Origin of the sequence: Roseovarius sp. MS2 (genome assembly GCF_051447875.1) — a bacterium.
Lineage (GTDB): Bacteria > Pseudomonadota > Alphaproteobacteria > Rhodobacterales > Rhodobacteraceae > Roseovarius > Roseovarius mucosus_A.
In genome coordinates, this window is the sequence record NZ_JBKHVF010000001.1 from 1,623,729 (window position 1) to 1,645,077 (window position 21,349).

The 21,349-nt window shown below is 60.4% G+C and carries 17 protein-coding genes; 7 read left to right on the forward strand and 10 right to left on the reverse strand.

The genetic code is table 11. The features are described 5' to 3' along the window. Positions 1 to 78: 78 nt before the first annotated feature. Together ACLGGT_RS08140 and ACLGGT_RS08145 are read left to right on the forward strand one after the other, a co-directional pair. Entirely contained in the window at positions 79 to 1,254 is a 1,176-nt protein-coding gene (locus ACLGGT_RS08140) for an acetyl-CoA C-acyltransferase family protein (protein WP_437195621.1), read from the forward strand. Between the two features lie 86 nt (positions 1,255 to 1,340). Continuing rightward, entirely contained in the window at positions 1,341 to 3,503 is a 2,163-nt protein-coding gene (locus tag ACLGGT_RS08145; RefSeq protein ID WP_151977748.1) for a response regulator, read from the forward strand. Here the strand turns inward: ACLGGT_RS08145 and yaaA are convergent. The 4 genes from yaaA to ACLGGT_RS08165 form a co-directional block, all read right to left on the reverse strand. Continuing rightward, positions 3,488 to 4,252 (reverse strand): peroxide stress protein YaaA, encoded by a 765-nt coding sequence (gene yaaA / locus ACLGGT_RS08150; protein ID WP_219434784.1) that lies wholly within the window; start codon positions 4,250 to 4,252, stop codon positions 3,488 to 3,490. The genes ACLGGT_RS08145 and yaaA overlap by 16 nt on opposite strands. A gap of 88 nt (positions 4,253 to 4,340) precedes the next feature. After that, on the reverse strand, positions 4,341 to 5,207 hold the full coding sequence (locus ACLGGT_RS08155) for a class I SAM-dependent methyltransferase (RefSeq protein ID WP_437195622.1): 867 nt from the start codon (positions 5,205 to 5,207) through the stop codon (positions 4,341 to 4,343). 97 nt (positions 5,208 to 5,304) lie between these two features. Beyond that, a complete protein-coding gene (gene recQ / locus ACLGGT_RS08160; protein ID WP_437195624.1) occupies positions 5,305 to 7,341 on the reverse strand; it encodes a DNA helicase RecQ in 2,037 nt (678 codons plus the stop codon). Between the two features lie 79 nt (positions 7,342 to 7,420). Then, entirely contained in the window at positions 7,421 to 7,708 is a 288-nt protein-coding gene (locus ACLGGT_RS08165) for a YggT family protein (protein WP_008281335.1), read from the reverse strand. A 129-nt stretch (positions 7,709 to 7,837) separates the two neighbouring features. Between ACLGGT_RS08165 and ACLGGT_RS08170 the strand changes: the two genes are divergently transcribed. Genes ACLGGT_RS08170 through mepA form a run of 3 tightly spaced genes read left to right on the forward strand, consistent with a single transcriptional unit; the run spans position 7,838 to position 10,727 of the window. Next, positions 7,838 to 8,383 (forward strand): acyl-CoA thioesterase, encoded by a 546-nt coding sequence (locus tag ACLGGT_RS08170; protein ID WP_151977754.1) that lies wholly within the window; start codon positions 7,838 to 7,840, stop codon positions 8,381 to 8,383. Positions 8,384 to 8,439: 56 nt separating this feature from the next. Continuing rightward, positions 8,440 to 9,819 (forward strand): MFS transporter, encoded by a 1,380-nt coding sequence (locus ACLGGT_RS08175; protein WP_422003359.1) that lies wholly within the window; start codon positions 8,440 to 8,442, stop codon positions 9,817 to 9,819. Beyond that, positions 9,804 to 10,727, forward strand: coding sequence for a penicillin-insensitive murein endopeptidase (gene mepA / locus ACLGGT_RS08180; RefSeq protein WP_081507125.1), 924 nt, complete (start codon positions 9,804 to 9,806; stop codon positions 10,725 to 10,727). Before ACLGGT_RS08175 ends, mepA begins: the two co-directional genes overlap by 16 nt. 470 nt (positions 10,728 to 11,197) lie before the next feature. On the opposite strand, the gene ACLGGT_RS08185 is transcribed toward mepA, so the two are convergent. From ACLGGT_RS08185 to ACLGGT_RS08195, 3 genes are all read right to left on the reverse strand, one after another. After that, positions 11,198 to 12,460 carry a sensor histidine kinase gene (locus ACLGGT_RS08185; protein WP_437195626.1) on the reverse strand — a complete coding sequence of 421 codons (1,263 nt, stop codon included), beginning with the start codon at positions 12,458 to 12,460 and terminating at the stop codon, positions 11,198 to 11,200. 114 nt (positions 12,461 to 12,574) lie between these two features. Continuing rightward, complete coding sequence (locus ACLGGT_RS08190; protein WP_437195628.1) at positions 12,575 to 13,021, reverse strand: N-acetyltransferase family protein; 447 nt, start codon at positions 13,019 to 13,021, stop codon at positions 12,575 to 12,577. After that, positions 13,018 to 14,997, reverse strand: a complete 1,980-nt coding sequence (locus ACLGGT_RS08195) for a methylmalonyl-CoA mutase family protein (RefSeq protein WP_437195629.1) — start codon at positions 14,995 to 14,997, stop codon at positions 13,018 to 13,020. The genes ACLGGT_RS08190 and ACLGGT_RS08195 overlap by 4 nt, the downstream gene beginning before the upstream one ends. 187 nt (positions 14,998 to 15,184) lie before the next feature. Here ACLGGT_RS08195 and ACLGGT_RS08200 point away from each other — a divergent pair, with 187 nt between their 5' ends. Continuing rightward, positions 15,185 to 16,558 carry a 1-acyl-sn-glycerol-3-phosphate acyltransferase gene (locus tag ACLGGT_RS08200; RefSeq protein WP_219434778.1) on the forward strand — a complete coding sequence of 458 codons (1,374 nt, stop codon included), beginning with the start codon at positions 15,185 to 15,187 and terminating at the stop codon, positions 16,556 to 16,558. 135 nt (positions 16,559 to 16,693) lie between these two features. Continuing rightward, a complete protein-coding gene (gene ccrA / locus ACLGGT_RS08205; RefSeq protein ID WP_151977766.1) occupies positions 16,694 to 17,980 on the forward strand; it encodes a crotonyl-CoA carboxylase/reductase in 1,287 nt (428 codons plus the stop codon). Positions 17,981 to 18,114: 134 nt separating this feature from the next. Here ccrA and yihA read toward each other — a convergent pair whose 3' ends face one another. From yihA to yidC, 3 genes are read right to left on the reverse strand one after another with little or no spacing between them, the layout of a single operon-like run. Continuing rightward, positions 18,115 to 18,765, reverse strand: coding sequence for a ribosome biogenesis GTP-binding protein YihA/YsxC (gene yihA, locus ACLGGT_RS08210; RefSeq protein ID WP_008281345.1), 651 nt, complete (start codon positions 18,763 to 18,765; stop codon positions 18,115 to 18,117). Next, complete coding sequence (locus ACLGGT_RS08215; protein WP_437195633.1) at positions 18,765 to 19,508, reverse strand: MOSC domain-containing protein; 744 nt, start codon at positions 19,506 to 19,508, stop codon at positions 18,765 to 18,767. The genes yihA and ACLGGT_RS08215 overlap by 1 nt, the downstream gene beginning before the upstream one ends. Then, positions 19,505 to 21,340 carry a membrane protein insertase YidC gene (gene yidC, locus ACLGGT_RS08220; RefSeq protein ID WP_008281347.1) on the reverse strand — a complete coding sequence of 612 codons (1,836 nt, stop codon included), beginning with the start codon at positions 21,338 to 21,340 and terminating at the stop codon, positions 19,505 to 19,507. The genes ACLGGT_RS08215 and yidC overlap by 4 nt, the downstream gene beginning before the upstream one ends. Between the last annotated feature and the right edge of the window lie 9 nt (positions 21,341 to 21,349).

The window sequence follows — 21,349 nt, forward strand, 5'->3', positions numbered from 1 at the left end:
CTGACGACACGTCCCCGTTGCCAGATGTGCATCCCAGCCGCTAGGCTCCTGCCAAAGCAACCCGGGGGGAGGATACCCATGACCGACATCGTGATTCTGGACGGATGCCGCACGGCGATTGGCACTTTTGGTGGGGCGCTTGCCGCGACGCCGCCCACCGCTCTTGGGGCCATTGTGGCGCGCGAGGCGCTTGCCCGGTCTGGGGTTGAAGGAGGGCAGATTGGTCACGTGGTGTTTGGCCATGTCATCAACACCGAACCGCGCGATATGTATGTCAGCCGCGTGGCGGCGATGGAGGCGGGTATTCCCGACACCACGCCGGCGATGAACGTCAACCGCCTCTGCGGCTCTGGCGCGCAGGCGATTGTTTCGGTGGTGCAATCCCTGATGCTGGGCGATGCCGATTTCGGCCTTGCGGGTGGGTCCGAGAACATGAGCCGCTCGCCCTTTATCATCCCCGACCAACGGTGGGGGGCCAAGATGGGCGATGTCAAAACGCTCGATATGATGCTGGGTGCGCTCAACTGTCCCTTTGGCACCGGCCATATGGGTGTCACCGCCGAGAATGTCGCAGCGGAACATGGGATCAGCCGCGCGGATCAGGATTCCTTTGCGCTTGAGAGCCAGAAGCGTGCTGGTGTGGCGATCAGCGAGGGGCGATTTAAATCCCAGATCGTGCCGGTAGAGGTGCGTGTGAAACGCGACATGGTGGCCTTTGATACCGATGAGCATCCCAAGGCCACAACGCCCGAGGCGCTCGCCGGTCTTAAGACTGTGTTTCAAAAGGATGGCACCGTGACCGCCGGGAATGCCAGCGGCATCAACGACGGGGCTGCAGCCCTTGTTCTGGCGCGGGCCAGTGCGGCGGAGGCAGCCGGTCTTAAACCGCGCGCGCGTATACTTGGATATGCCCACGCCGGGGTGCGTCCGCAGGTGATGGGCATTGGCCCGGTCCCTGCTGTCGAGATGCTGCTCAAACGCATTGGGCTTGAGGCTTCGGATTTTGATGTGATCGAATCCAATGAGGCCTTTGCCGCGCAGGCGCTTGCGGTCAACAAGGGCCTTGGCCTTGATCCCGCCCGTGTCAATCCCAATGGGGGCGCGATTGCGCTTGGCCATCCCGTTGGGGCGACTGGCGCGATCCTCACGGTCAAGGCGCTCTATGAACTGGAGCGGACCGGAGGCAAGCGGGCCATCATCACAATGTGCATTGGTGGTGGTCAGGGGATTGCCTTGGCTATCGAGCGGCTTTGAGAGCATATTTTCAGTGGCTTTAACCGCTTGTTCACGACGATGCCGGATGGTGAGGTCATCACGATCCGGCATGTCGGAGGACAGGCATGAGCCTCGCCAACAAACTGGCAGATGAACGGCGGGCCAGATTGGCCGCCGAACGCCTGCTGGAACAGAAACAAGCCGAACTGCAGGCCGCCAATCGCAAATTGGGCAAGCATGCGCTTGCCCTCTCGCATGAGATTCATGAAACGCGGGCTGAGGTGCAAACCGTTCGTGACGAAAATCAGCGCGTCAAATCCGATCTTAATGACGCTTATCAAAAGGTGGAGATTGCCGAACGTCGTCTTTGGCACTCGATCGAGACGATTCAGGACGGTTTTGCCTTTTTTGACGCCGACAGCCGGATGATCGCGGCCAACAATGCCTATCTTGCGGTGTTTGACGGGCTTGAGGCGGTCAAACCTGGTGTCAGCTATATCGAGATCCTGCAATTCATCACCGAAGAGGGGATCGTCAATATCGGCGCGCTGAAACCACAGGAATGGCGCGAGAAAATGCTGGATCGCTGGCAGAGCACGCAACCTGAACCAGAGGTGATCCGCCTCTGGAACGGGCAGTATATCAAGCTGATTGACCAGCGGGGGCACGGTGGCGATGTCGTGAGCCTTGCACTCAATATCACCGATACGATCCGATATGAGAAGGAACTCAAGGAAGCCCGTCGCCGGGCCGAGGCGGCAAATAGGGCGAAATCATCCTTTCTTGCGAATATGAGCCACGAAATCCGCACGCCGATGAATGGGGTGGTGGGCATGGCAGAGCTGTTGATGGAAACTGAGCTGACCGAAGAGCAACGGCTCTTTACCTCGACCATCAAGAACTCTGGCGAGGCGCTGTTGGTGATCATCAACGATGTGCTCGATTACTCCAAGATCGAGGCGGAGAAACTGATCCTGCACGCTGAACCCTTTGATCTGGAGCGATGTATTCACGAGCTGGTGACGCTGATGCAGGTCAATGCCCGTGATAAGGGGCTGGATGTGCTGGTGGATTACGATCTGTTCCTGCCAACGCAATTTGTCGGTGATCCGGGGCGCATTCGGCAGATCATGACCAACCTTTTGGGCAATGCGGTAAAGTTCACCGAAAATGGGCATGTTCTGGTGCGAGTGACGGGCGTTTACTCCGATACCGAAGGGCGCGCGAGTATCCATGTGACGGTTGAGGATACCGGGATTGGAATTCCGCCGGACAAGATCGACCACATCTTTGGCGAGTTCAATCAGGTCGATGACGAACGCAACCGCAAGTTCGAGGGAACCGGCCTTGGCCTGGCCATCACGCAAAAGCTGATCCGGATGATGGGCGGAAAAATCTGGGTCGAGTCGGAGCCGGGCAACGGCTCGATCTTTGGCTTCTCGATATCCTTGCCGGTGGCGGAAGTTGGCGAGATCGCCTTTCCCAATCTAAGTGCGGGAACATACCGCGCCCTGATTGTCGAGCCGCAGGCGACCAGCCGCGCCATTCTGGAGCGGCAGTTGGGACAATTGGGGATCACCGCAGTTTCCTGTCAAAGCGCGGCAGAGGCCTTGACGCAGGCGGGTAACGGGTTCGACCTGATCGTGAGCGATCATAACATGAGCGGGATGGACGGGCTGGAACTGGCCGAGGCGCTGCGCGAAGCGGGGCACGACACGCCGTTTTTGCTGTTCAGTCCCAACACCGGCTATGCCGATCAGGACCCGGCGCGCATTCACGTGCAGGCTGTGCTGCAAAAGCCTGTGGCGCGGCGCGATCTCTTTGACGCCTTGGCTAGGGTGATGCCCCCATCTGATGCATCCAGCCGGGCGATGCGGGTGCTGGCGGCAGAGGATAATCGCACCAACCGCCTTGTCTTTTCGAACATGGTCAAGGGGTTGGATATTGAGCTGACCTTCGCTGAGAATGGTCAAGAGGCGGTTGATCTCTTTCAGTCACTCGCGCCAGATGTGATCTTTATGGATATCTCGATGCCTGAAATGGATGGCAAAGAGGCCACGCGCGCTATTCGAGCCATCGAGGCGCAGAGCGGGCGGCATGTGCCCATCGTTGCGATGACGGCCCATGCCATGACCGGGGATGACGCGGAAATTCTGGCAGCGGGCCTCGATCACTACCTGACCAAGCCGCTGCGCAAAGAGATGATCCACCAACATATCCGTGCCGCCTGTCCGAAGGGCGTGCGTTCGCCAGAGGGCGAGGCGACGCCGGATCAGGCCGCTGGATGATCGCGTAGGAATACCGGTTGATCGGGTTTTGAAAGGCTGGCCGTATACCGATAGCCGCCACTGTCGAAATCGAGAATGGCATCCGGATCGGTCAACCGATGCTGGATGATAAAGCGCGCCATGGCACCTCGCGCGCGTTTGGCGTAGAAGCTGACGATCTTTGGCGCGCCTGCCTTTTCCTCCATAAACACAGGTGTCACCACCCGCAGGCGCAGCGCGTTTCGATCAACCGCGCCGAAATACTCTTGGCTCGCACAGTTGATGAGCGTATCGGCCCCAAGCGTTTCTGCCTGCGTATTCAGGGCCGTGGAAATCTGTGCCCCCCAATAGTCGTAGAGTGTCTTGCCGCGCGCGGTCTTTAATCGGCTGCCCATCTCAAGGCGATAAGGCTCAATCGCGTCGAGTGGGCGCAGCACACCATAAAGCCCAGACAGGATGCGCAAGTGATCCTGCGCCCAGCCCATCTCGTCTGGGTCAAGCGATCCCGCCTCAAGCCCCTGATAGGTATCCCCGGCAAAGGCGAGCGCGGCGGGTTTCTGCGCCATTTGCCCAAAATCGGCGAAACGGTCGGCGTTTAGGCGGGCAAGGCTTTCGCTGATATGCATCAGCTTTTGCAGATCACCCACATTCAATCCCTGTGCCACATGTGCCAGTTCAGCGGCCTCCTGGGCGAACACGGGGCGGGTGGGTGTAATCCCCTCGACCGGGGTCATGTCCAATTTTTTGGCAGGGGATACGACGACGAGCATGGGATTTCCTGTGTTTGCGGTGCCTGTGTTATAGCCCTGCATATGGAAGGCTACAGGCGCTTTGCAAGCTGATTACCCGATGGGCGTGTTATGGTTTCCGCAAGGCGACATGAAACTCGTTGAACGGTGCCCGAGTTGGCACCATGCGATCCACACGCAGCGAGATATGACCCGCCGCGCCCAAAGTCTCAATCATGTCGGAAAACTCTGAATCCGAGAACACATTGCAATGCACATCAACATAAGAGCGCGTTGCCTGAAGGGCGAATTCCTGTGCTTGTTCCGCGGTGAACCGGCGCTCTCCAACCGCATCGTTGTGGTTCGCCCACACCTTTCCCGCGTCAACCTTTCGATTGAACGTGAAATGTTCCAGCACCGTGTCCGAGGCAGGGCGCGTGATCCGAAGTTGGTGGCGCGTTTCTAGCTGTGAGAGCGTCGTTGTGGGGCGGTCGATGTCATACGTAAACCTGCGATCCGGATAGAAACATAGAAACAGACCGCCGGGTTTGAGCACGCGTTCAATCCCCTTGAGTGACGATATCATATCAGGAACATGCTCAAGGACATGCGCACAAAAGACGAAATCCAGCGTTTCATGTGCGACAACGGCATCCAGATGCTGATTGCCAAGCACATAGTCCAGCGGAACGATATCTTCTTCTCTGTATATGTCGCCCTTTCTGACCAGTCGTTTCAGAAAATCTTCTGATTTGACATCGGCATAAAGCATGTTGGGATAGCTCTCGCGCCGAAAGACGGGGCGACAAAACGGGCCGATTTCCAAACCTCGACCATTTTCCAGCGTGTAGGACTCAAGGAATTTCTTGCGCAATGCGTCCTTGGGACGTCTTTTGGGTGGTGATGCATCAGGTCTCTTGTCAGAGTCAGGTTTTGTCTGGGGAGGCGAAGAATGAACCGACCACAAATTTGAAAAACGCTTAAACAGATGTCGCATCCAAAACCTATTCTGCGGCGTGTTACCAATGATCAGGATTTAGCACAGAAGCCGGTGAACAACAACGGAGCAGCAGGGCTTGGTCAGGCAGGTTCCATCACTCTTGCAGATGTAATGCCGCGAGAAACGCCGCGCCGAAGCGGTCGGCGTATTTCTCGCCCAGAAGACGTTGCATCTCTTGTGCGGTCCGGGGTCGCTGGCTGGCAACCTTGGCCAGGAGCGCGGAAGAGCAACTGAGCGGGCGGTCAATGCCCGTCTCTCCCCGGTTCAGATCGGCCTGCGCCTGCATCAGACGGTCGTAGACCTCGCCAGCGGTGCTGCCGGCCAGTTTGCGGCGGGTGGGATGCACAGGCTCTCGCGCGCCGGTGATGACTTCGAGGAATTCGGTGCCGAAACGCTCCAGCTTCTTGGCGCCGACGCCGCTGATCCGGGCCATTTGATCCAGCGTTTCTGGCCGGGTTTCGGCCATCTCTATCAGGGTTCGGTCGTTGAAGACGATATAGGCGGGCACGCCTGCTGCCTCTGCCAACGCACGGCGTTTGGCCTTGAGCGCCGAAAGGAGCGGCGCATCCTCGTCCGACACAAGCGCGCGCACAGCGGGGCGCGGGGTATGGTCGATCGTGTCGCGGCGCAGGGTCACGCCTTCTTCGCCACGCAGGATCGGGCGGGCGGTCTCTGTCATCACCAGCGCGCCATGCCGCTCACGGTCGGGCCGGATCAGGTCGTGGCCCATCATCTGGCGAAACACCCCCTGCCAACCGCGTTTGTCCATGTCGCGCCCGACACCAAAGGTTGGCAGCGCCTCGTGGCCGCGTTGACGCACCTTATCGGTGGCGGTGCCGGTGAGGATGTCGATCAGATGGCCAGAGCCAAAGCTCTCGCCGGTGCGCAGGATCGCCGAGAGCGCCTTGCGCACGGCCTCGGTGCCGTCAAACGTTTCGGGTGGGGTATCGCAGAGGTCACAATTGCCACAGGGTGTGGCCTGCTCGCCGAAATAGCGCAAGAGCGTGGCCCGGCGGCATTCCAGCGCCTCTGCCAAACCCAAAAGGGCATTGAGCCGCCCGTGATCGGCCATGCGCCGTTCCGGCGGGGCAAGCCCTTCGTCAATCTGGGTGCGGCGCAGGCGGATGTCATCGGGACCAAAGAGCGTGAGGGTCTCGGCCGGTGCGCCATCGCGCCCGGCGCGGCCAATTTCCTGATAATAACCTTCGATGGATTTGGGCAGGTCGGCATGTGCGACCCATCGGATATCTGGTTTGTCCACCCCCATGCCAAAGGCGACGGTGGCCACAACGATCAACCCATCCTCGCTGCTGAAGCGGCCTTCGACGATGCGCCGGGCCTCGGCCTCCATCCCGCCATGATAGGCGCAGGCAGAGTGCCCCGCATCCAATAGCGCGCGTGCGAGGGTTTCGGTCTTGGCGCGGGTGCCGCAATAGACGATGCCAGACTGTCCCTTGCGCGCGGCGGCAAAGGCCATGATCTGCGCGCGCGGATTGTCCTTGGCGGCAAAGGCCATATGGATATTGGGCCGGTCAAAGCCTTGCAAGAAGGTTTGTGGCGGCTGTCCATCAAACAGTTTTTCGACGATCTCGTCACGGGTTTCGGCATCGGCGGTGGCGGTGAACGCGGCAAGCGGCACATTGAGCGCGCGCCTGAGTTCCCCAATCCGCAAATAATCGGGGCGGAAATCATGGCCCCACTGGCTTACGCAATGGGCCTCGTCCACGGCGATGAGGCCCACGCCAATGCGGCGCAACATGCCAAGCGACGACCCCGCCGCCAGCCGTTCGGGCGCGATATAGAGCAGGCGCAAGCGCCCCGCCTCAAGTGCTTGCCAGACCTCGGCGGTTTCTTCCTCGGTATTCCCAGAGGTAAGCGCGCCCGCCTCGACACCCGCGGCGCGCAGGGCGCGGACCTGATCGCGCATCAGGGCGATGAGCGGTGAGATCACCACCGTCACCCCCTCGCGCATCAGCGCGGGGATTTGAAAGCAGAGCGATTTACCACTGCCCGTGGGCATGATTGCCAGCGTGTTGCAACCCGTGGCGACGGTGTGAATGATCTCTTCCTGCCCCGGACGAAAGGCATCGAATCCGAACACATCGCGCAATAGCGTGGCAGCGCCTGACATGAGACCCCTGTAAGTTTTGACTATATCTGCTCTTACAAGAGGTTTTTCACACTAAGATTAGGTGAACAAGCCCCGGCGATCAGTAAAACGCCGCCGCATTGTTGATCAGCACGATCCGCAGCGCGTAAACTGCGACCAGCACAACAAGCGGTGCAAGGTCGATGCCGGACATCGGCGGCAAAATCCGACGCACACGGCCATAAATCGGCTCTAACAGGCGATTGAGACCATACCAGACCTGCGCGACGAATTGCTGCCGCAGGTTCAAAACCTGAAAATTAATCAGCCAAGACATGATCACATGCGCGATGATAAAGAACCACAGGATGTCGAGAAGGAGCATCAAGATCTGGAAAAGCGATTGCATTTGGCGAATATCCTCTGGGTCTAGCCGCCTATGACCTATGCAAGCCTGCGCCAAAGCGCAAGCCTGACGCGCGGTCGCGGTTGACGCATGAATGTGGCAATGCCAAGCCAGCCGCGAAGGAGATTGCCGATGTACCCCGTTCTGCGCCTGATGTGGCAGCTTTTCCTGCACCGCAAATCCCCGCGCCTCGCGCTTACGGGGACGCATGTTTCGCACCATATCTGCATGCCCTGGGACATCGATCTGTGGCGCGAGCTGAACAATGGTCGGACGCTGACGATCTTTGATCTGGGGCGAATACCCCTGGCGGGGCGTGTGGGGCTGATTGGCGCGCTCAAGCGCAATCGCTGGGGTTTGGCGATTGCCGGGGCGAGTGTGCGGTATCGCCGCCGGATCACCATGTTGGAGCGGATCGAAATGCGCTCTCGCTTGCTGTCATGGGATGAGAAATTTGTCTATGTCGAGCAATCCATGTGGAAAGCATCGGGCGAATGTGCCAACCACATCTTGTTACGCGCGGCGATTACGGGGCGTGAGGGGATCATCGCCCCAGATCGCGTGGTGGCCGAATTAGGGCAAGACATAGCGGCGCCAGCATTGCCGGACTGGGCACAAGCGTGGATTGCTGCGGATGCCACACGTCCTTGGCCACCGATGCAGGATGCGCAGGAATAGCTTGCGCAAAGCCTGTGAGGGTTGTCATATCCCTTTGAAACCAAAGGGGTTGGGGCATGACAGGCGTATCGCCACGCAAGCGGATCTGGGGTTGGTATTTCTTTGACTGGGCCAGCCAACCCTATCACACGCTGCTCGTCACCTTTATCTTTGGCCCCTATTTCGCCTCGGTCGCGTCGGAATATTTCATCGGCACGGGCCTGCCCGAAGAAGTGGCCGATGCGCAAGCACAGGCGATGTGGTCTTGGTGTCTGACGGCGACGGGGCTGATCATCGGGTTGGGGGCACCGTTTATGGGGGCCTTTGCCGATACCACCGGGCGGCGATTGCCATGGATCATTGTGTTTTCAATGATTTACGTGGTTGGTGCCACGGCGATTTGGGGCATGTTGCCGGATGGATCAAACCTTTGGTGGGGGCTTATTGCCTTTGGGTTCGGCTTTGTCGGGGCGGAATACGCGCTGATTTTCATCAATTCGCAACTGCCCTCGCTCGGCAAGCCGGAGGAGGTGGGGGATATCTCGGGGTCGGGTTTTGCCTTTGGGTATCTGGGCGGGGTTCTGTCGCTCTTGATCGTGCTGGCGCTGTTTGTTGAGCAAGGAAGCGGCAAGACCCTGATCGGGCTTGATCCGATCCTTGGGCTGGATGCCACGCTGCGCGAAGGGACGCGGGCCGTGGGGCCATTCACGGCGCTCTGGTTTGTGGTCTTCATGGTGCCCTATTTCCTATGGGTGAGGGACACGGGCCCAAGGGGGCATGGCGGTGGCGTGGCGGTGGCGCTTGGAACATTAATGAAGACAATCAAGAGCTTGCGGCATCGGTTGAGCCTGAGCACCTATTTGGGATCTTCGATGTTCTACCGGGACGCGCTTAACGGATTGTACGGGTTTGGCGGCACCTATGCCATTCTGGTGCTGAACTGGTCGATCACCTCTGTCGGGGTGTTTGGGATCATCGGGGCGATTGCCGGGGCGGTGTTTAGCTGGTTGGGCGGCAAGGCGGACAAGCGGTTTGGGCCCAAGCCAGTGATCAAGGTCGCCATCTGGGCCTTGATCGGCGTCTGCGTCATTGTAGTGGGTATGGATCGCAGCCAGATTTTCGGGGTGCCCTTGGCGGAGGGATCCACGCTGCCGGATATGATCTTTTTCGGCTGTGGCGTATTGATCGGCGGCTTTGGCGGGGTGCTGCAAGCGTCTAGCCGGTCACTGATGGTGCGGCATACTGATCCGGCCTTACCCACTGAAAACTTTGGACTTTATGGGCTTTCGGGGCGGGCGACGGCGTTCATGGCACCGGCACTTATTGGCCTTGTGACCACACTCAGCGGGTCGGCGCGCATCGGGGTGTCGCCTGTGATTTTGCTTTTTGTAATCGGCCTTGTTCTGCTACGCTGGGTCAAAGCGGAAGGGGACAAGGAAACATGGGTCGGATCGTAGCCGTCACGGCGCTTTTGCTTGGGCTTGCGGGCTGTATGCAGTCTAAACCGGAACCCGAAGCAACCGGCGTTTTGTCCAGCCAAAGCATCCCTGCGTCGATGCAAGGTATTCAAGCCAAACAACTTTTTGGTGCACAGCGGGGTGCGTCCGAGCATAGCCCGGCGGCCTATGGCAGCTATGCCAAGGGCTGTTTGGCAGGGGGCGTGGCCCTGCCTGAGAGCGGGCCTACGTGGCAGGCCATGCGCCTGAGCCGCAACCGCAACTGGGGGCACCCGGAAACCATTGATCTGGTTCAGAAATTGTCGCTCGTTGCGGCGCAGCAGCCGGGGTGGAGCGGCCTCTATGTGGGGGATATCAGTCAACCACGGGGTGGGCCGATGCTGACGGGACATGCCAGCCATCAGATGGGTTTGGATGCCGATATCTGGCTAAGACCGGCGGATAATCTAAACCTCAGCGTGGCGCAGAGAGAAAATATCTCTTCTATTTCAATGCAGAAGGCGAACGGGGCCTATACCAACAGCCAGTGGACCCGCGCCCATCACGAGATCGTCAAAGCCGCTGCCAAGGACCCGCGCACAGCCCGGATTTTCATTTTCGCCGGGGCCAAGGCGCAGATGTGCAAGGATGAACAGGGCAGTGATCGGGAGTGGCTGCGTAAGGTGCGGCCGTGGTATGGGCATCATTATCATTTTCATGTCAGGCTGAATTGTCCAAGCGGAGCAACGGGTTGCGTGACGCAGGAGGCGATGCCGCCGGGGGATGGCTGTGCAGAGGCGGAACAGTGGGTGCGCAATATCCTCAATCCGCCGCCACCTGATCCCAATGCGCCTGCGCCCAAGCCCAAGCGCGAATTGACAATGGCGGATCTGCCGGGGCAGTGCGTCGCCGTTTTACAAGCCGAATAAATCAGCATGATGCGAGAAATTTTGCGGGCACCACATGATTTTGTTTTGACAAGCGCAAAATCTGTGGCAACCTGTGGGTAAGTTCAACAAGCGAGAGGAGGTGGTCCAGTGTCTATAGAGGGATTGGAGCGAGGTGTCGGAACAGTTTGGGAGGTGATCGCCTAGGGCAGCCCCGAGGTGAAAACGACCTGAATTGGTGCGCCTAACCGGCCCACCTCCGCGACTTCTAGAGGGCCGTTCCCGGTTGGGACGGCCCTTTTGATTTGGATGGCGCAGCGTGTAAGCTTCGTAAGGTGTGTAAGGGGATTATGTAAGGTCGTGCGGCATTTTGGGGCGTGTTGCGTTCGACCGGGTCCACATCGCCCCGGCCCCTGAGCCGGGGCCTCCATCCCGCCTTGGCGAGGTCCCGGGTCAAGCCCGGGACGGGTGTGGTTTCGATGGGGAGCGCATTGCCGGGGGAATGTCCCGTTTCAGACCAGTGGCAGGATCAGCGCGACCTGTAGCCCGTGAGAGGGGTGATTGCGCAACTCAAGCCGCCCGCCGGATTGTTCAGCAAAGCCCTTGACCATCGAAAGCCCGAGACCTGAGCCCTCGCCCACCTGCTTGGTGGTAAAGAAAGGCTCTGTGATGCGGTCGATCATGGCGGGGGGCACGCCGGGGCCGGTATCCTCGATCAGGATTGCCACCTCGTGCGCGGCTGTGTCGACCACGGCCGAGAGCCGCAAAATTCCGCCTTCGGGGTGCATCGCATCGCGCGCGTTGATGGCGCAGTTCAAGAGCGCGGTTTCCAACAGCTGACGATCCGCGCGCAGGCTGAGGTCTGGCAGCGTGCCAGAGAGGGCGATGCGCACCGTTTCGGGCAAAAGGCGGCGCAGCGAAACCGCGAAGTCTTCGAGAAAGGGGCCAAGAGCGATATCGCTTCGCATCATTTGGGATTTGCGCGAGAAGGCCAGCAACTGTCGAACAAGATGGGCGGCGCGGTCTGTGCCGGCGCGGGCCTCGTCCAGCATGAGTTCACGCTCTGCCAGATTGGGCAGTTCTGACGCAAGATCGAGATTGCCCCGGATCACGGTCAGGATGTTGTTGAAGTCATGGGCGATGCCGCTGGTCAGTTGACCGACCGCGCGCATCTTTTGCGATTGCACCTCGGCCTCTTGGGCGCTGCGCAGGGTCGCGCGGGTGCGCATCATCGAGAGATAGGTCATCATGTAATAGGCATTGATGCCGAACCCGGCAAAGACGATGGCGACCTGATGGCTTTGGGTCTCGGTCTTGGCGACAAAGGCCAGAACGATGCCTATGACACAGAGCGTGAGCAAGAGCGTATCCCACAGCGCCAGAAAAGTCAGATCGGTGTGGCGGCTGAGATTGTAGAGGCCAAGGCCGATCAGCCCGCAAATGCCGATGAATTCATAAGCCCGGCTGTCGAGGGTGGTGAGATAGATGGTCATTGCCGCATACCACGTGGAAATGATCATACTCGCTAGAAAAAGCGCGCAATAGGCCCCGCGCGTCTTGGGCAAATTGGGTGCGCGCAGCACGAAGATATAGACCCCGTTGAGCACGGTATAGACAAACCCCCAGATCAGCATGAGGGTTTGCCCCGTGCTGATCCACAAAAGGAGCGCCGCGCCGATGACGATCGCGTAGCGCGTGAGAATTTCCGTCACGGAGGTGGCATCCGCGTGTCGGAGGATCTCGATCTGGCGACGGTATTTAGCCGGGTCGGTCATGGCGGGCCTATGGGCGGACCTATGGGGATGAAACGAAAGGCACGTCCTGCGAGCATAGGCGAGATGCCCCGGACCGCGCCACCGAAAGGTTGCAGGGCCGGAGCGGATCAGCGGTTAACGGCTATACTTGATGAATGGGGTCACGGTGCCGATGCGATCGTAAAGTTGGCGCGCGGTGGTGTTGAACTCTTGCGTCATCCAGTAAACCGTTGGGCGGCCGTCTGCATCGGCGCGGGCATAGACCGCCTCGATCAGGGCGCGGCCCACGCCAAGGCCGCGCGCTTCGGGGGCGGCGTAGAGATCCTGAAGGTAGCAGACCTGTTCCACACGCCAATTATGCGCGTGGTAGATATAATGCACGAGCCCGACCGGGCGACCGGCCAGAAGCGCAATCAGACCGTTCTGATCGGGGTGATCCGGCGAAAGGAGGCGTGCAAAGGTGGTGTCATAAACCTGCTCTGGCAGGGTGGTTTCGTAGAAATCGAGATAGGCGCGCCAGAGATCGCCCCAAGCGGGACGATCGGCGGGTTCTACCTGGCGGATGGTGAGGGCCGCGGTCATTCCGCTGCCACGGCCTGCGGATCGACCAGCGTGACGATATCCATCATAATGTTGTTCAACTCGAAATCCTTGGGTGTGTAGACCCGTGCCACGCCCATTTCGCGCAGGCGACGGGCGTCATCCTCGGGGATTATGCCGCCGACGATCACGGGCACGTCGCCCAGATCAGCCGCGCGCATACGGTCCATCAGATCCTCGACCAGCGGCATATGGCTGCCTGAGAGGATCGAGAGGCCGACGACATGGGCGCGGTCCTCGAGCGCGGCATTGACGATTTGTTCGGGGGTGAGGCGGATGCCCTCGTATCCGATATCCATGCCGCAATCGCGGGCGCGGCAGGCGATTTGTTCCGCCCCGTTGGAATGGCCATCAAGACCGGGTTTGCCCACAAGAAACTTGAGGCGTCGGCCAAGCCGGTCGGAAACCGCGCTGACGGCAGCGCGAATGTCATCCAACCCTTCGGTCCGGTTCGAGGGGCTGGCAGACACGCCGGTTGGTCCGCGATATTCGCCAAAGACGGCGCGCATCTGTGCGGCCCATTCGCCAGTGGTGACGCCGGCGCGGGCGCAGGCAATTGACGGCTCCATCACATTGCGCCCCTCTGCGGCGGCGGCACGCAACGCGGCAAGTGCGGAGGTTACGGCGGCAGTGTCGCGCGCGGCGCGCCAGTCATTGAGCCGCGCGACCTGTTCGGCCTCGACCGCTGGATCAACGGTCATGATGCCGCCATCCTCGGTTTGCAATGGCGAGGGTTCGCCCGCCTGCCAGCGGTTGACGCCGACAACGATGGTCTCATTCCGCTCGATCCGGCCAAGGCGGTCTGCGTTCGACTCGACCAGACGGGACTTCATGTATTCGATGGCCGACACCGCGCCGCCCATGGACTCGAGATTGGCCAATTCGTGCCGTGCGCCATCCTTGAGCGCCTCGACCTTGGCATCCACAGCGGGGTTGCCATCGAAGAGGTCATCGAATTCCAAGAGGTCGGTTTCATAGGCAAGGATCTGTTGCATCCGCATCGACCATTGCTGATCCCAAGGGCGGGGCAGGCCCAATGCCTCGTTCCAGGCGGGCAGTTGCACCGCGCGGGCGCGGGCGCGTTTCGAGAGGGTGACGGCCAGCATCTCGATCAGGATGCGGTAGACGTTATTCTCGGGCTGCTGCTCGGTCAGGCCAAGGGAGTTGACCTGCACGCCGTAGCGGAAGCGGCGGTGTTTGGGATCGTCCACGCCGTAGCGGTCGCGCAGGATTTCATCCCAGAGATCAACGAAGGCGCGCATCTTGCACATTTCGGTCACGAACCGGATGCCCGCGTTGACAAAGAAGGAAATCCGCGACGCGAGCGCCGGGAAATCAGAGGCGGGCACGCGGGGGCGCAATTCGTCGAGCACGGCGATGGCGGTGGCGAGGGCAAAGGCCAGTTCCTGCTCGGGCGTGGCACCTGCCTCTTGCAAATGGTAGGAACAGACGTTCATCGGGTTCCATTTGGGCACATTGGTGTAGCAGTATTCGGCCACATCGCCGATCATCCGCAGGCTGGGTGCGGGCGGGCAGATATAGGTGCCCCGGCTGAGATATTCCTTGATCAGATCGTTCTGCACCGTGCCTTGCAGGGCGGTGACATCGGCGCCCTGTTCCTCGGCCACGGCGATATAGAGTGCCAGAAGCCACGGCGCGGTGGCGTTGATTGTCATCGAGGTGTTCATCTGGTCGAGCGGGATATCCGCGAAGAGCGCGCGCATGTCGCCCAAGTGGCAGACGGGCACGCCGACCTTGCCCACCTCGCCTTTGCTGAGGATATGATCGCTGTCATAGCCCGTTTGCGTGGGCAGATCGAAGGCCACCGACAGGCCGGTCTGCCCCTTGGCAAGATTGGCGCGGTAGAGAGCGTTGGATTTTGCGGCGGTGGAATGGCCCGCATAGGTGCGGATGAGCCAAGGCTTGTCCTTGGGGCGGTCTTGCTGCGGCTGCGACATACGGGGCCTCGTGAATCAGGGTGCGCAATTTTGTTACGTTTCGAGGGAGGGTATAGGCAAGAAGGTTGCGCTGTCAATTCGCTGCGTTGCGGCATGTGGGTGGGAGGTTTTTTGGGGAGGTCCTCGGGTCGAGCCCGAGGATGATGTTGCCATTTACCAAAACCAAAAACCCTGATTTGGTGGCGCTATGGGACAGACCGTGGACATGCCGCTCTGGGCGTTAGTGTTGTTGGTGGGGTTTGCGGCCGTCACCTTTGCCAGTCATTTTCTTTTTCCGTCGGTGCGATGGTTTCTGCGGCGCAGGCTGGAGCGGGCGGTGGCGCGGCTGAACACGCGGTTGCAGCGCCCGATTGAGCCATTCAAGCTGGCACGGCGTTATGACATGATCCAGCGGTTGATCTATGATCCCGAAGTGAGCCGGGCGATTGCCGCCCATGCACAGGCCGAGGGCATCCCCGAAAACGTGGCGTTTGAGCAGGCCAAGCGCTATGCGCGTGAAATCGTTCCAAGCTTTTCCGCCACTGCCTATTTCGGCATTGCGATCAAGCTGGCGAAATGGCTGAGCCGGTCGCTGTATCGGGTGCGGTTGGGGCATTTCGACGAAGAGGCGCTGGCGGCGGTAGACCGCGAAGCGACGGTGGTTTTTGTGATGAACCACCGCAGCAATATGGATTATGTGCTGGTGACATGGCTGGCGGCAGAGCGGTCGGCGCTGAGCTATGCGGTGGGGGAATGGGCGCGGGTCTGGCCGCTGAGCCGGCTTATCAAGGCGATGGGGGCCTATTTCATCCGGCGCAAATCGCGCGGTGATCTTTATCGCCGGGTGCTGGCGCGCTATGTCGGGATGGCGACGGATGGGGGCGTGACACAGGCGATGTTTCCTGAGGGCGGGCTGAGCCTGACGGGGGGATTGCAGCCGCCCAAGCTGGGCCTCTTGAAATATATGGTGGAAGAGCGCAGCCCCGATGGGCGCGACGTGGTGTTTGTGCCGGTGGCGATCAATTATGACCGGGTCTTCGAGGATCGGTTGTTGGTGGCCGCAGCGGAAGCGGGCGGGCGGCGGTTTCCGGCGCGGATTTCTGTCGTGGCGGGATTCGTGCTCCGGCAGGTGTGGCTGCGGCTGCGGCGGCGCTATCACCGGCATGGCTATGCGGCGGTGAGTTTTGGTGCGCCGATGTCTTTGGCGGAGTTTGAGCGCGACCATCCGGAGGCAGGGCTAAGGGGGTTGGCGCGGGCCCTGATGGCGCGGATCGGGGCGGAAGTGCCGGTGTTGCCGGTGCCCTTGGTGGCGCGGGCATTGATGCAGGCTGAGGGGCCACTGACGCGAGACGCTCTTGATGCGGCGGTGGCGGAGATGCTGGGCGCGGTGCCGCGCGCGCATGTGCATCTGCCGCGCAAGGATTTGGGATATGCGGCCCGGTTCGGGATTCAGGTGCTGCGCAAGCGCGGGATGATTGAAGAACGGCAGGGTGCCTTTGTGATCACCGAGGCAGAGCGGCCGGTGGTGGCCTATTATGCCGCCTCGATCGACCATCTATTTTGCGGGCGCAGCAGGGGATAGGCGGATTTTCTGCATCCGCTCGGTTATAAAATTACAAAAAATCACCAAATGCTATTGCATTATTACTTAGCCGTTTGTATTTCAGGGCAAGACGGACGATTCTGCATTGCGGCATTCTGAGACAGGAGGTTGACCATGGCCCTGGATACCAAGACGGGCATCGCGCCCTACGACGCCCCCGAAAAGGACCTGTATGAGGTAGGGGAAATGCCGCCCTTGGGCTATGTGCCCAAGAAGATGTACGCCTGGGCCATTCGCCGTGAGCGGCATGGCGAACCCGACGTGTCGTTTCAAAAAGAGGTGGTCGATGTCTGGGATATCGACAGCCAAGAGGTTCTGGTTCTGGTGATGGCGGCGGGCGTCAATTACAACGGTGTCTGGGCCGGTCTGGGCCAGCCGATCAGCCCCTTTGACGTGCACGGGCAGGATTATCACATCGCGGGGTCTGACGCCTCTGGGATCGTGTGGAAGGTGGGCGACAAGGTCAAGCGCTGGAAGGTCGGCGATGAGGTGGTGATCCACTGCAATCAGGACGACGGCGACGATGAGGATTGCAACGGTGGCGATCCGATGTTTTCGCCCACGCAGCGCATCTGGGGCTATGAGACCGGAGACGGGTCATTCGCGCAGTTCACCCGCGTGCAGGCGCAGCAATTGATGCCGCGGCCCAAGCATCTGACATGGGAAGAGAGTGCCTGCTATACGCTGACGCTGGCCACCGCCTATCGGATGCTGTTCGGCCATGCGCCGCATGATCTCAAGCCCGGTCAGAATGTTCTGGTCTGGGGCGCGTCGGGCGGTCTGGGCTCTTATGCGATCCAGCTGGCGAATACCGCCGGGGCCAATGCGATTGGCGTCATCTCGGACGAGAGCAAGCGGCAATTCGTGCTGGATCAGGGGGCCAAGGGCGTTATCAACCGCAAGGATTTCAAATGCTGGGGGCAATTGCCCAAGGTGAATTCGCCGGAGTATAACGAGTGGCTGAAAGAGGCGCGCAAGTTTGGCAAGGCGATCTGGGACATCACCGGCAAGGGTGTAAGCGTCGATATGGTGTTCGAGCATCCCGGCGAGGCGACATTCCCGGTGTCATCGCTGGTGTGTAAAAAGGGCGGCATGGTGGTGATCTGCGCCGGGACGAGCGGTTTCAACTGTACCTTTGACGTGCGCTATATGTGGATGCATCAAAAGCGTTTGCAGGGCAGCCACTTTGCGCATCTCAAGCAGGCGGCGGCGGCCAATAAGCTGATGGTCGAGCGGCGGCTTGATCCCTGCATGTCCGAGGTGTTCCCATGGGAAGAGATTCCGCAGGCGCATATCAAGATGCTGCGCAACGAGCATAAGCCGGGCAATATGGCGGTGTTGGTGCAGGCGCCACGCACCGGCCTGCGCACGGTGGAGGATGTGCTGGACGCCGGCCGGTAAGGCGCGTCTGGCAAAGGGAGGAGCGGCTCGCGGATCAGGAGGGGTTCGCGGGCCGATCTATTTTGAAGGGGTTGGGTGTGGCGCGGGAGAGGCCCCGGGTCAGGCCCGGGGCGTGACCGAGTTAGGGGCGCGCCTTATTCCAGCGTGGCGATGGTGGCGCGCAGGGTGGCCAGCCCCTCGGATTTCTCACTGGAGGTGAGGATCAGCTCGGGATAGGCCGCCGGATGCGGGGCAAGTTTGGCGCGCACCTGATCCAGCACGCGGTCGCGGTCGGCGGCGTTGATCTTATCCGTCTTGGTCAGAACGCATTGAAAGGTCACGGCGGAGGCGTCGAGGAGCGACATGATCTCTTCATCCACGGTTTTGATGCCGTGGCGCGCATCGACCAGCACAAAGGCGCGGCGCAGGGTTTGGCGACCTGACAGGTATTGCTTCAAGAGCGCCTGCCATTTTTGCACCACGGCGAGCGGCGCATTGGCATAGCCATAACCGGGAAGGTCGACGAGATAGTGGCTCTCGCCCAATGCGAAGAAGTTGATTTCCTGCGTGCGGCCGGGGGTGTTGGAGGCGCGTGCAAGCGCCTTGCGGCCTGTGAGCGCGTTGATCAGGCTGGATTTCCCGACATTGGAGCGCCCGGCAAAGCACACCTCGAGCCTGTCGGCGGGCGGCAGGCCTGACATGGCGACGACGCCTTTGACGAAATCAACCGGCCCGGCAAAGAGCTTGCGGCCTTGTTCGGAAATCTCGTGCTCAGGCTCTGGCGCGATGGGAAAACGCAGTTGCATCACAGCACCTCAAGCTGGTCGCCAAGGGCGATGGTGCCGCCGGTGATCACCTCGGCGTAAATGCCGAAATCCTGATGATCCCAGGTCTTGTTGAGGGCGGACAGCGTGTCGAGGTCGCGCGCGCCGGTCGCGGGGTTGGCGGTGGTGGCCAAGCAGCGGCGGATCGGTTCACGCACGATCATTTCGGCGGTCCCGAGGCGCAGAGTTTTACCGATGAGGTCGAATTCGGCCCAAGGGGCAAGCCCGTCGAGATGGATGTTACAGCGCCAGCGTAGGGGTGACACATCGGCCCCCATCTTGTCTGCGAGGTCTGCGTTTGAGGCGAGGTTGAGCAGGCTCACCGACGGGTAGTCGGTATCGGTATAGCCGCGCCCATCAAGCCGGTAGAGGCGCAGGGGCTGCGTGCCTTCGGGCGGCATCAGGGGGCGAACCCAATCGAGAAACGCCTGCCCGTCGTGATCGGGATGAAAGGTCATATCGGGGCGGTCGGGATGGGTGAGGGTGACGGTCTCAGCCGCCTCATCCAACTGCGCATTGATCGCCATGAGTGCGCCGGTCTTGGACCCGCGCGAAAAGTTGACGCAAGGCCCCCATTCGCCGTCCGTCAGCCGGGCGATTTCGAGGGCGACTGCCCAAAGACGGTCGCCGGGCATGGCCTGCCCGGCGGTCAGCGTGACGGTGCTCAGCGCTTCGCGCCCGTGGCTCTTGATCGGATGCCGCCAGAGGGCGCGAACCTCTGTCATTTTTTCTTGGGTGTTGTTTTGGGCGTGGATTCGGCCGCGGGTTTCTCTCGTTTGAAGCCCGAGGTGATATTGCCGAACACATCCGGTTTATAGCCTTGGCTGCGCATGATCATATATTGCTGCGAGAAGGTGATCACGTTGTTGGCGATCCAGTAGATCACGAGGCCAGAGGCAAAGCTGCCCAGCATGAACATGAAGACCCAAGGCATCCAGGCAAAGATCATCTTTTGCGTGGGGTCGGTGGGTGACGGGTTCAGTTTCTGCTGCAACCACATCGAGATGCCCAAAGCCAAGGGCAGGATGCCGATGAAGATCAGCGCCATGATCGAGCCCGGTTCCGGCGCGGCCCAAGGCAGCACGCCCCAGAGGTTGAAGAGCGACGAAGGATCGGGAGCCGAGAGATCCTTGATCCAGCCCACCCAAGGCGCATGGCGCAATTCGAGCGTGACGAAGATCACCTTGTAGAGCGAGAAGAAGATCGGAATTTGCAGCAGGATCGGCAGACAGCCCGCCGCCGGATTGACCTTTTCCCGCTTGTAAAGCTCCATCATTTCTTTCTGGAGTTTCTGGCGGTCATCGCCAGCGGTCTCTTTGATCTTCTCCATCTGCGGCTGGAGGTCTTTCATCTTGGCCATGGAGACGTAGGATTTATAGGCCAACGGCAGCACCAGCGCCTTGATCAGCAGCGTCAGCGCGATGATCGCCCAGCCCATGTTGCCAATCAGGGCATTGAGCCAGTGCAGCACCGCAAAGATCGGTTTGGTCAGGAAGAAGAACCAGCCCCAGTCAATGGAATCGAGAAAGCGGTCAACGCCCTGTTCGTTCTGATAGTGCCGGATCGTCGCCCATTCCTTGGCCCCGGCAAAGAGGCGGGTTTCGGCGCTTGCGGTCTGGCCCGGCTCGACCGTTTGGGTTGGTTGCACGGCTTCGGTCTGATAGATGCCGCGTTGCGGGTCGAACTTGGCCACCGCCTTGAACGAGCTGCCCGCTGCGGGGATGAGGGTGGTCATCCAGTAGTGATCCGTAAAGCCGATCCAGCCATTCTCTGTCACTTGGGTGACTTCGGCGGGCGCACCTTCGCGGGCGTTGAACGGGTATTCCTCGACATCGTCATAGTCGATTTCCGACAGGGTGCCATCCGCCATCATGATCAACCCCTCGTGGAGGATGAAGAAGTTCTTGAGGTCGGCGGGGCGGCCATGACGGGCAAGGATACCGTAAGGGGCAAGGCTGACGGCGGTTGCCCCGGTATTCTCGACGGACTGGCGGACGGAGAACATGAAATCCTCGTCGACGCTGAGTTCGCGGCGGAAGATGAGGCCTGCGCCATTGTCCCACGAGAGGGTGACGGGCGTGCTTGTCGTCAGTTTTTCGCCGCTCTCGACCTGCCAGAGCGTGTTCGCGCCGGGCACTTGATCGGGGGTCAGGCCAGCGCCGGGCGCCCAGCCATAAAGGGCGTAATAGGGTGTTTCGTTGCCGACAGGGGCCATCAGGCGCACGATCTCTGACGCGGGGTCGATGGTTTCGCGGTAATTCTTGAGGAAGATGTCGTCGATCCGGCCCCCTTGCAGGGAAATCGTGCCCTTCAGGCTGGGCGTGTCGATGGTAAGGCGCGGCGCGTCCGGCTCTGCCACGGGGGCTGCGGTTGTGGCGGTGGTCGCCTCGGCGCCGCCCGTGGCCGAGGGGGTGGGCAGGCTCTCGGTTGCCGTGGGTACGGCGGCGTTGGGATCGACCGGGGCGGGTTCGGGTGGTGGGAACATCACGAACCACACTAGAATCACGACGAAACTAAGTGCTGTTGCCAAGATAAGGTTCTTGTTCTGATCATCCATCGCCGATGG

Excerpts from the sequence above, each read along its gene's own strand:
- ACLGGT_RS08140 (WP_437195621.1), top strand. The coding sequence starts at position 79 with ATGACCGACATCGTGATTCTGGACGGATGCCGCACGGCGATTGGCACT.
- ACLGGT_RS08185 (WP_437195626.1), bottom strand. The coding sequence starts at position 12,460 with ATGACCGACCCGGCTAAATACCGTCGCCAGATCGAGATCCTCCGACAC.
- ACLGGT_RS08190 (WP_437195628.1), bottom strand. The coding sequence starts at position 13,021 with ATGACCGCGGCCCTCACCATCCGCCAGGTAGAACCCGCCGATCGTCCC.
- ACLGGT_RS08215 (WP_437195633.1), bottom strand. The coding sequence starts at position 19,508 with ATGACAGAGGTTCGCGCCCTCTGGCGGCATCCGATCAAGAGCCACGGG.
- ccrA (WP_151977766.1), top strand. The coding sequence starts at position 16,694 with ATGGCCCTGGATACCAAGACGGGCATCGCGCCCTACGACGCCCCCGAA.
- ACLGGT_RS08155 (WP_437195622.1), bottom strand. The coding sequence starts at position 5,207 with ATGCGACATCTGTTTAAGCGTTTTTCAAATTTGTGGTCGGTTCATTCT.
- yidC (WP_008281347.1), bottom strand. The coding sequence starts at position 21,340 with ATGGATGATCAGAACAAGAACCTTATCTTGGCAACAGCACTTAGTTTC.
- ACLGGT_RS08195 (WP_437195629.1), bottom strand. The coding sequence starts at position 14,997 with ATGTCGCAGCCGCAGCAAGACCGCCCCAAGGACAAGCCTTGGCTCATC.
- ACLGGT_RS08165 (WP_008281335.1), bottom strand. The coding sequence starts at position 7,708 with ATGCAATCGCTTTTCCAGATCTTGATGCTCCTTCTCGACATCCTGTGG.
- recQ (WP_437195624.1), bottom strand. The coding sequence starts at position 7,341 with ATGTCAGGCGCTGCCACGCTATTGCGCGATGTGTTCGGATTCGATGCC.
- ACLGGT_RS08175 (WP_422003359.1), top strand. The coding sequence starts at position 8,440 with ATGACAGGCGTATCGCCACGCAAGCGGATCTGGGGTTGGTATTTCTTT.
- ACLGGT_RS08170 (WP_151977754.1), top strand. The coding sequence starts at position 7,838 with ATGTACCCCGTTCTGCGCCTGATGTGGCAGCTTTTCCTGCACCGCAAA.
- ACLGGT_RS08145 (WP_151977748.1), top strand. The coding sequence starts at position 1,341 with ATGAGCCTCGCCAACAAACTGGCAGATGAACGGCGGGCCAGATTGGCC.
- ACLGGT_RS08200 (WP_219434778.1), top strand. The coding sequence starts at position 15,185 with ATGGGACAGACCGTGGACATGCCGCTCTGGGCGTTAGTGTTGTTGGTG.
- yihA (WP_008281345.1), bottom strand. The coding sequence starts at position 18,765 with ATGCAACTGCGTTTTCCCATCGCGCCAGAGCCTGAGCACGAGATTTCC.
- yaaA (WP_219434784.1), bottom strand. The coding sequence starts at position 4,252 with ATGCTCGTCGTCGTATCCCCTGCCAAAAAATTGGACATGACCCCGGTC.
- mepA (WP_081507125.1), top strand. The coding sequence starts at position 9,804 with ATGGGTCGGATCGTAGCCGTCACGGCGCTTTTGCTTGGGCTTGCGGGC.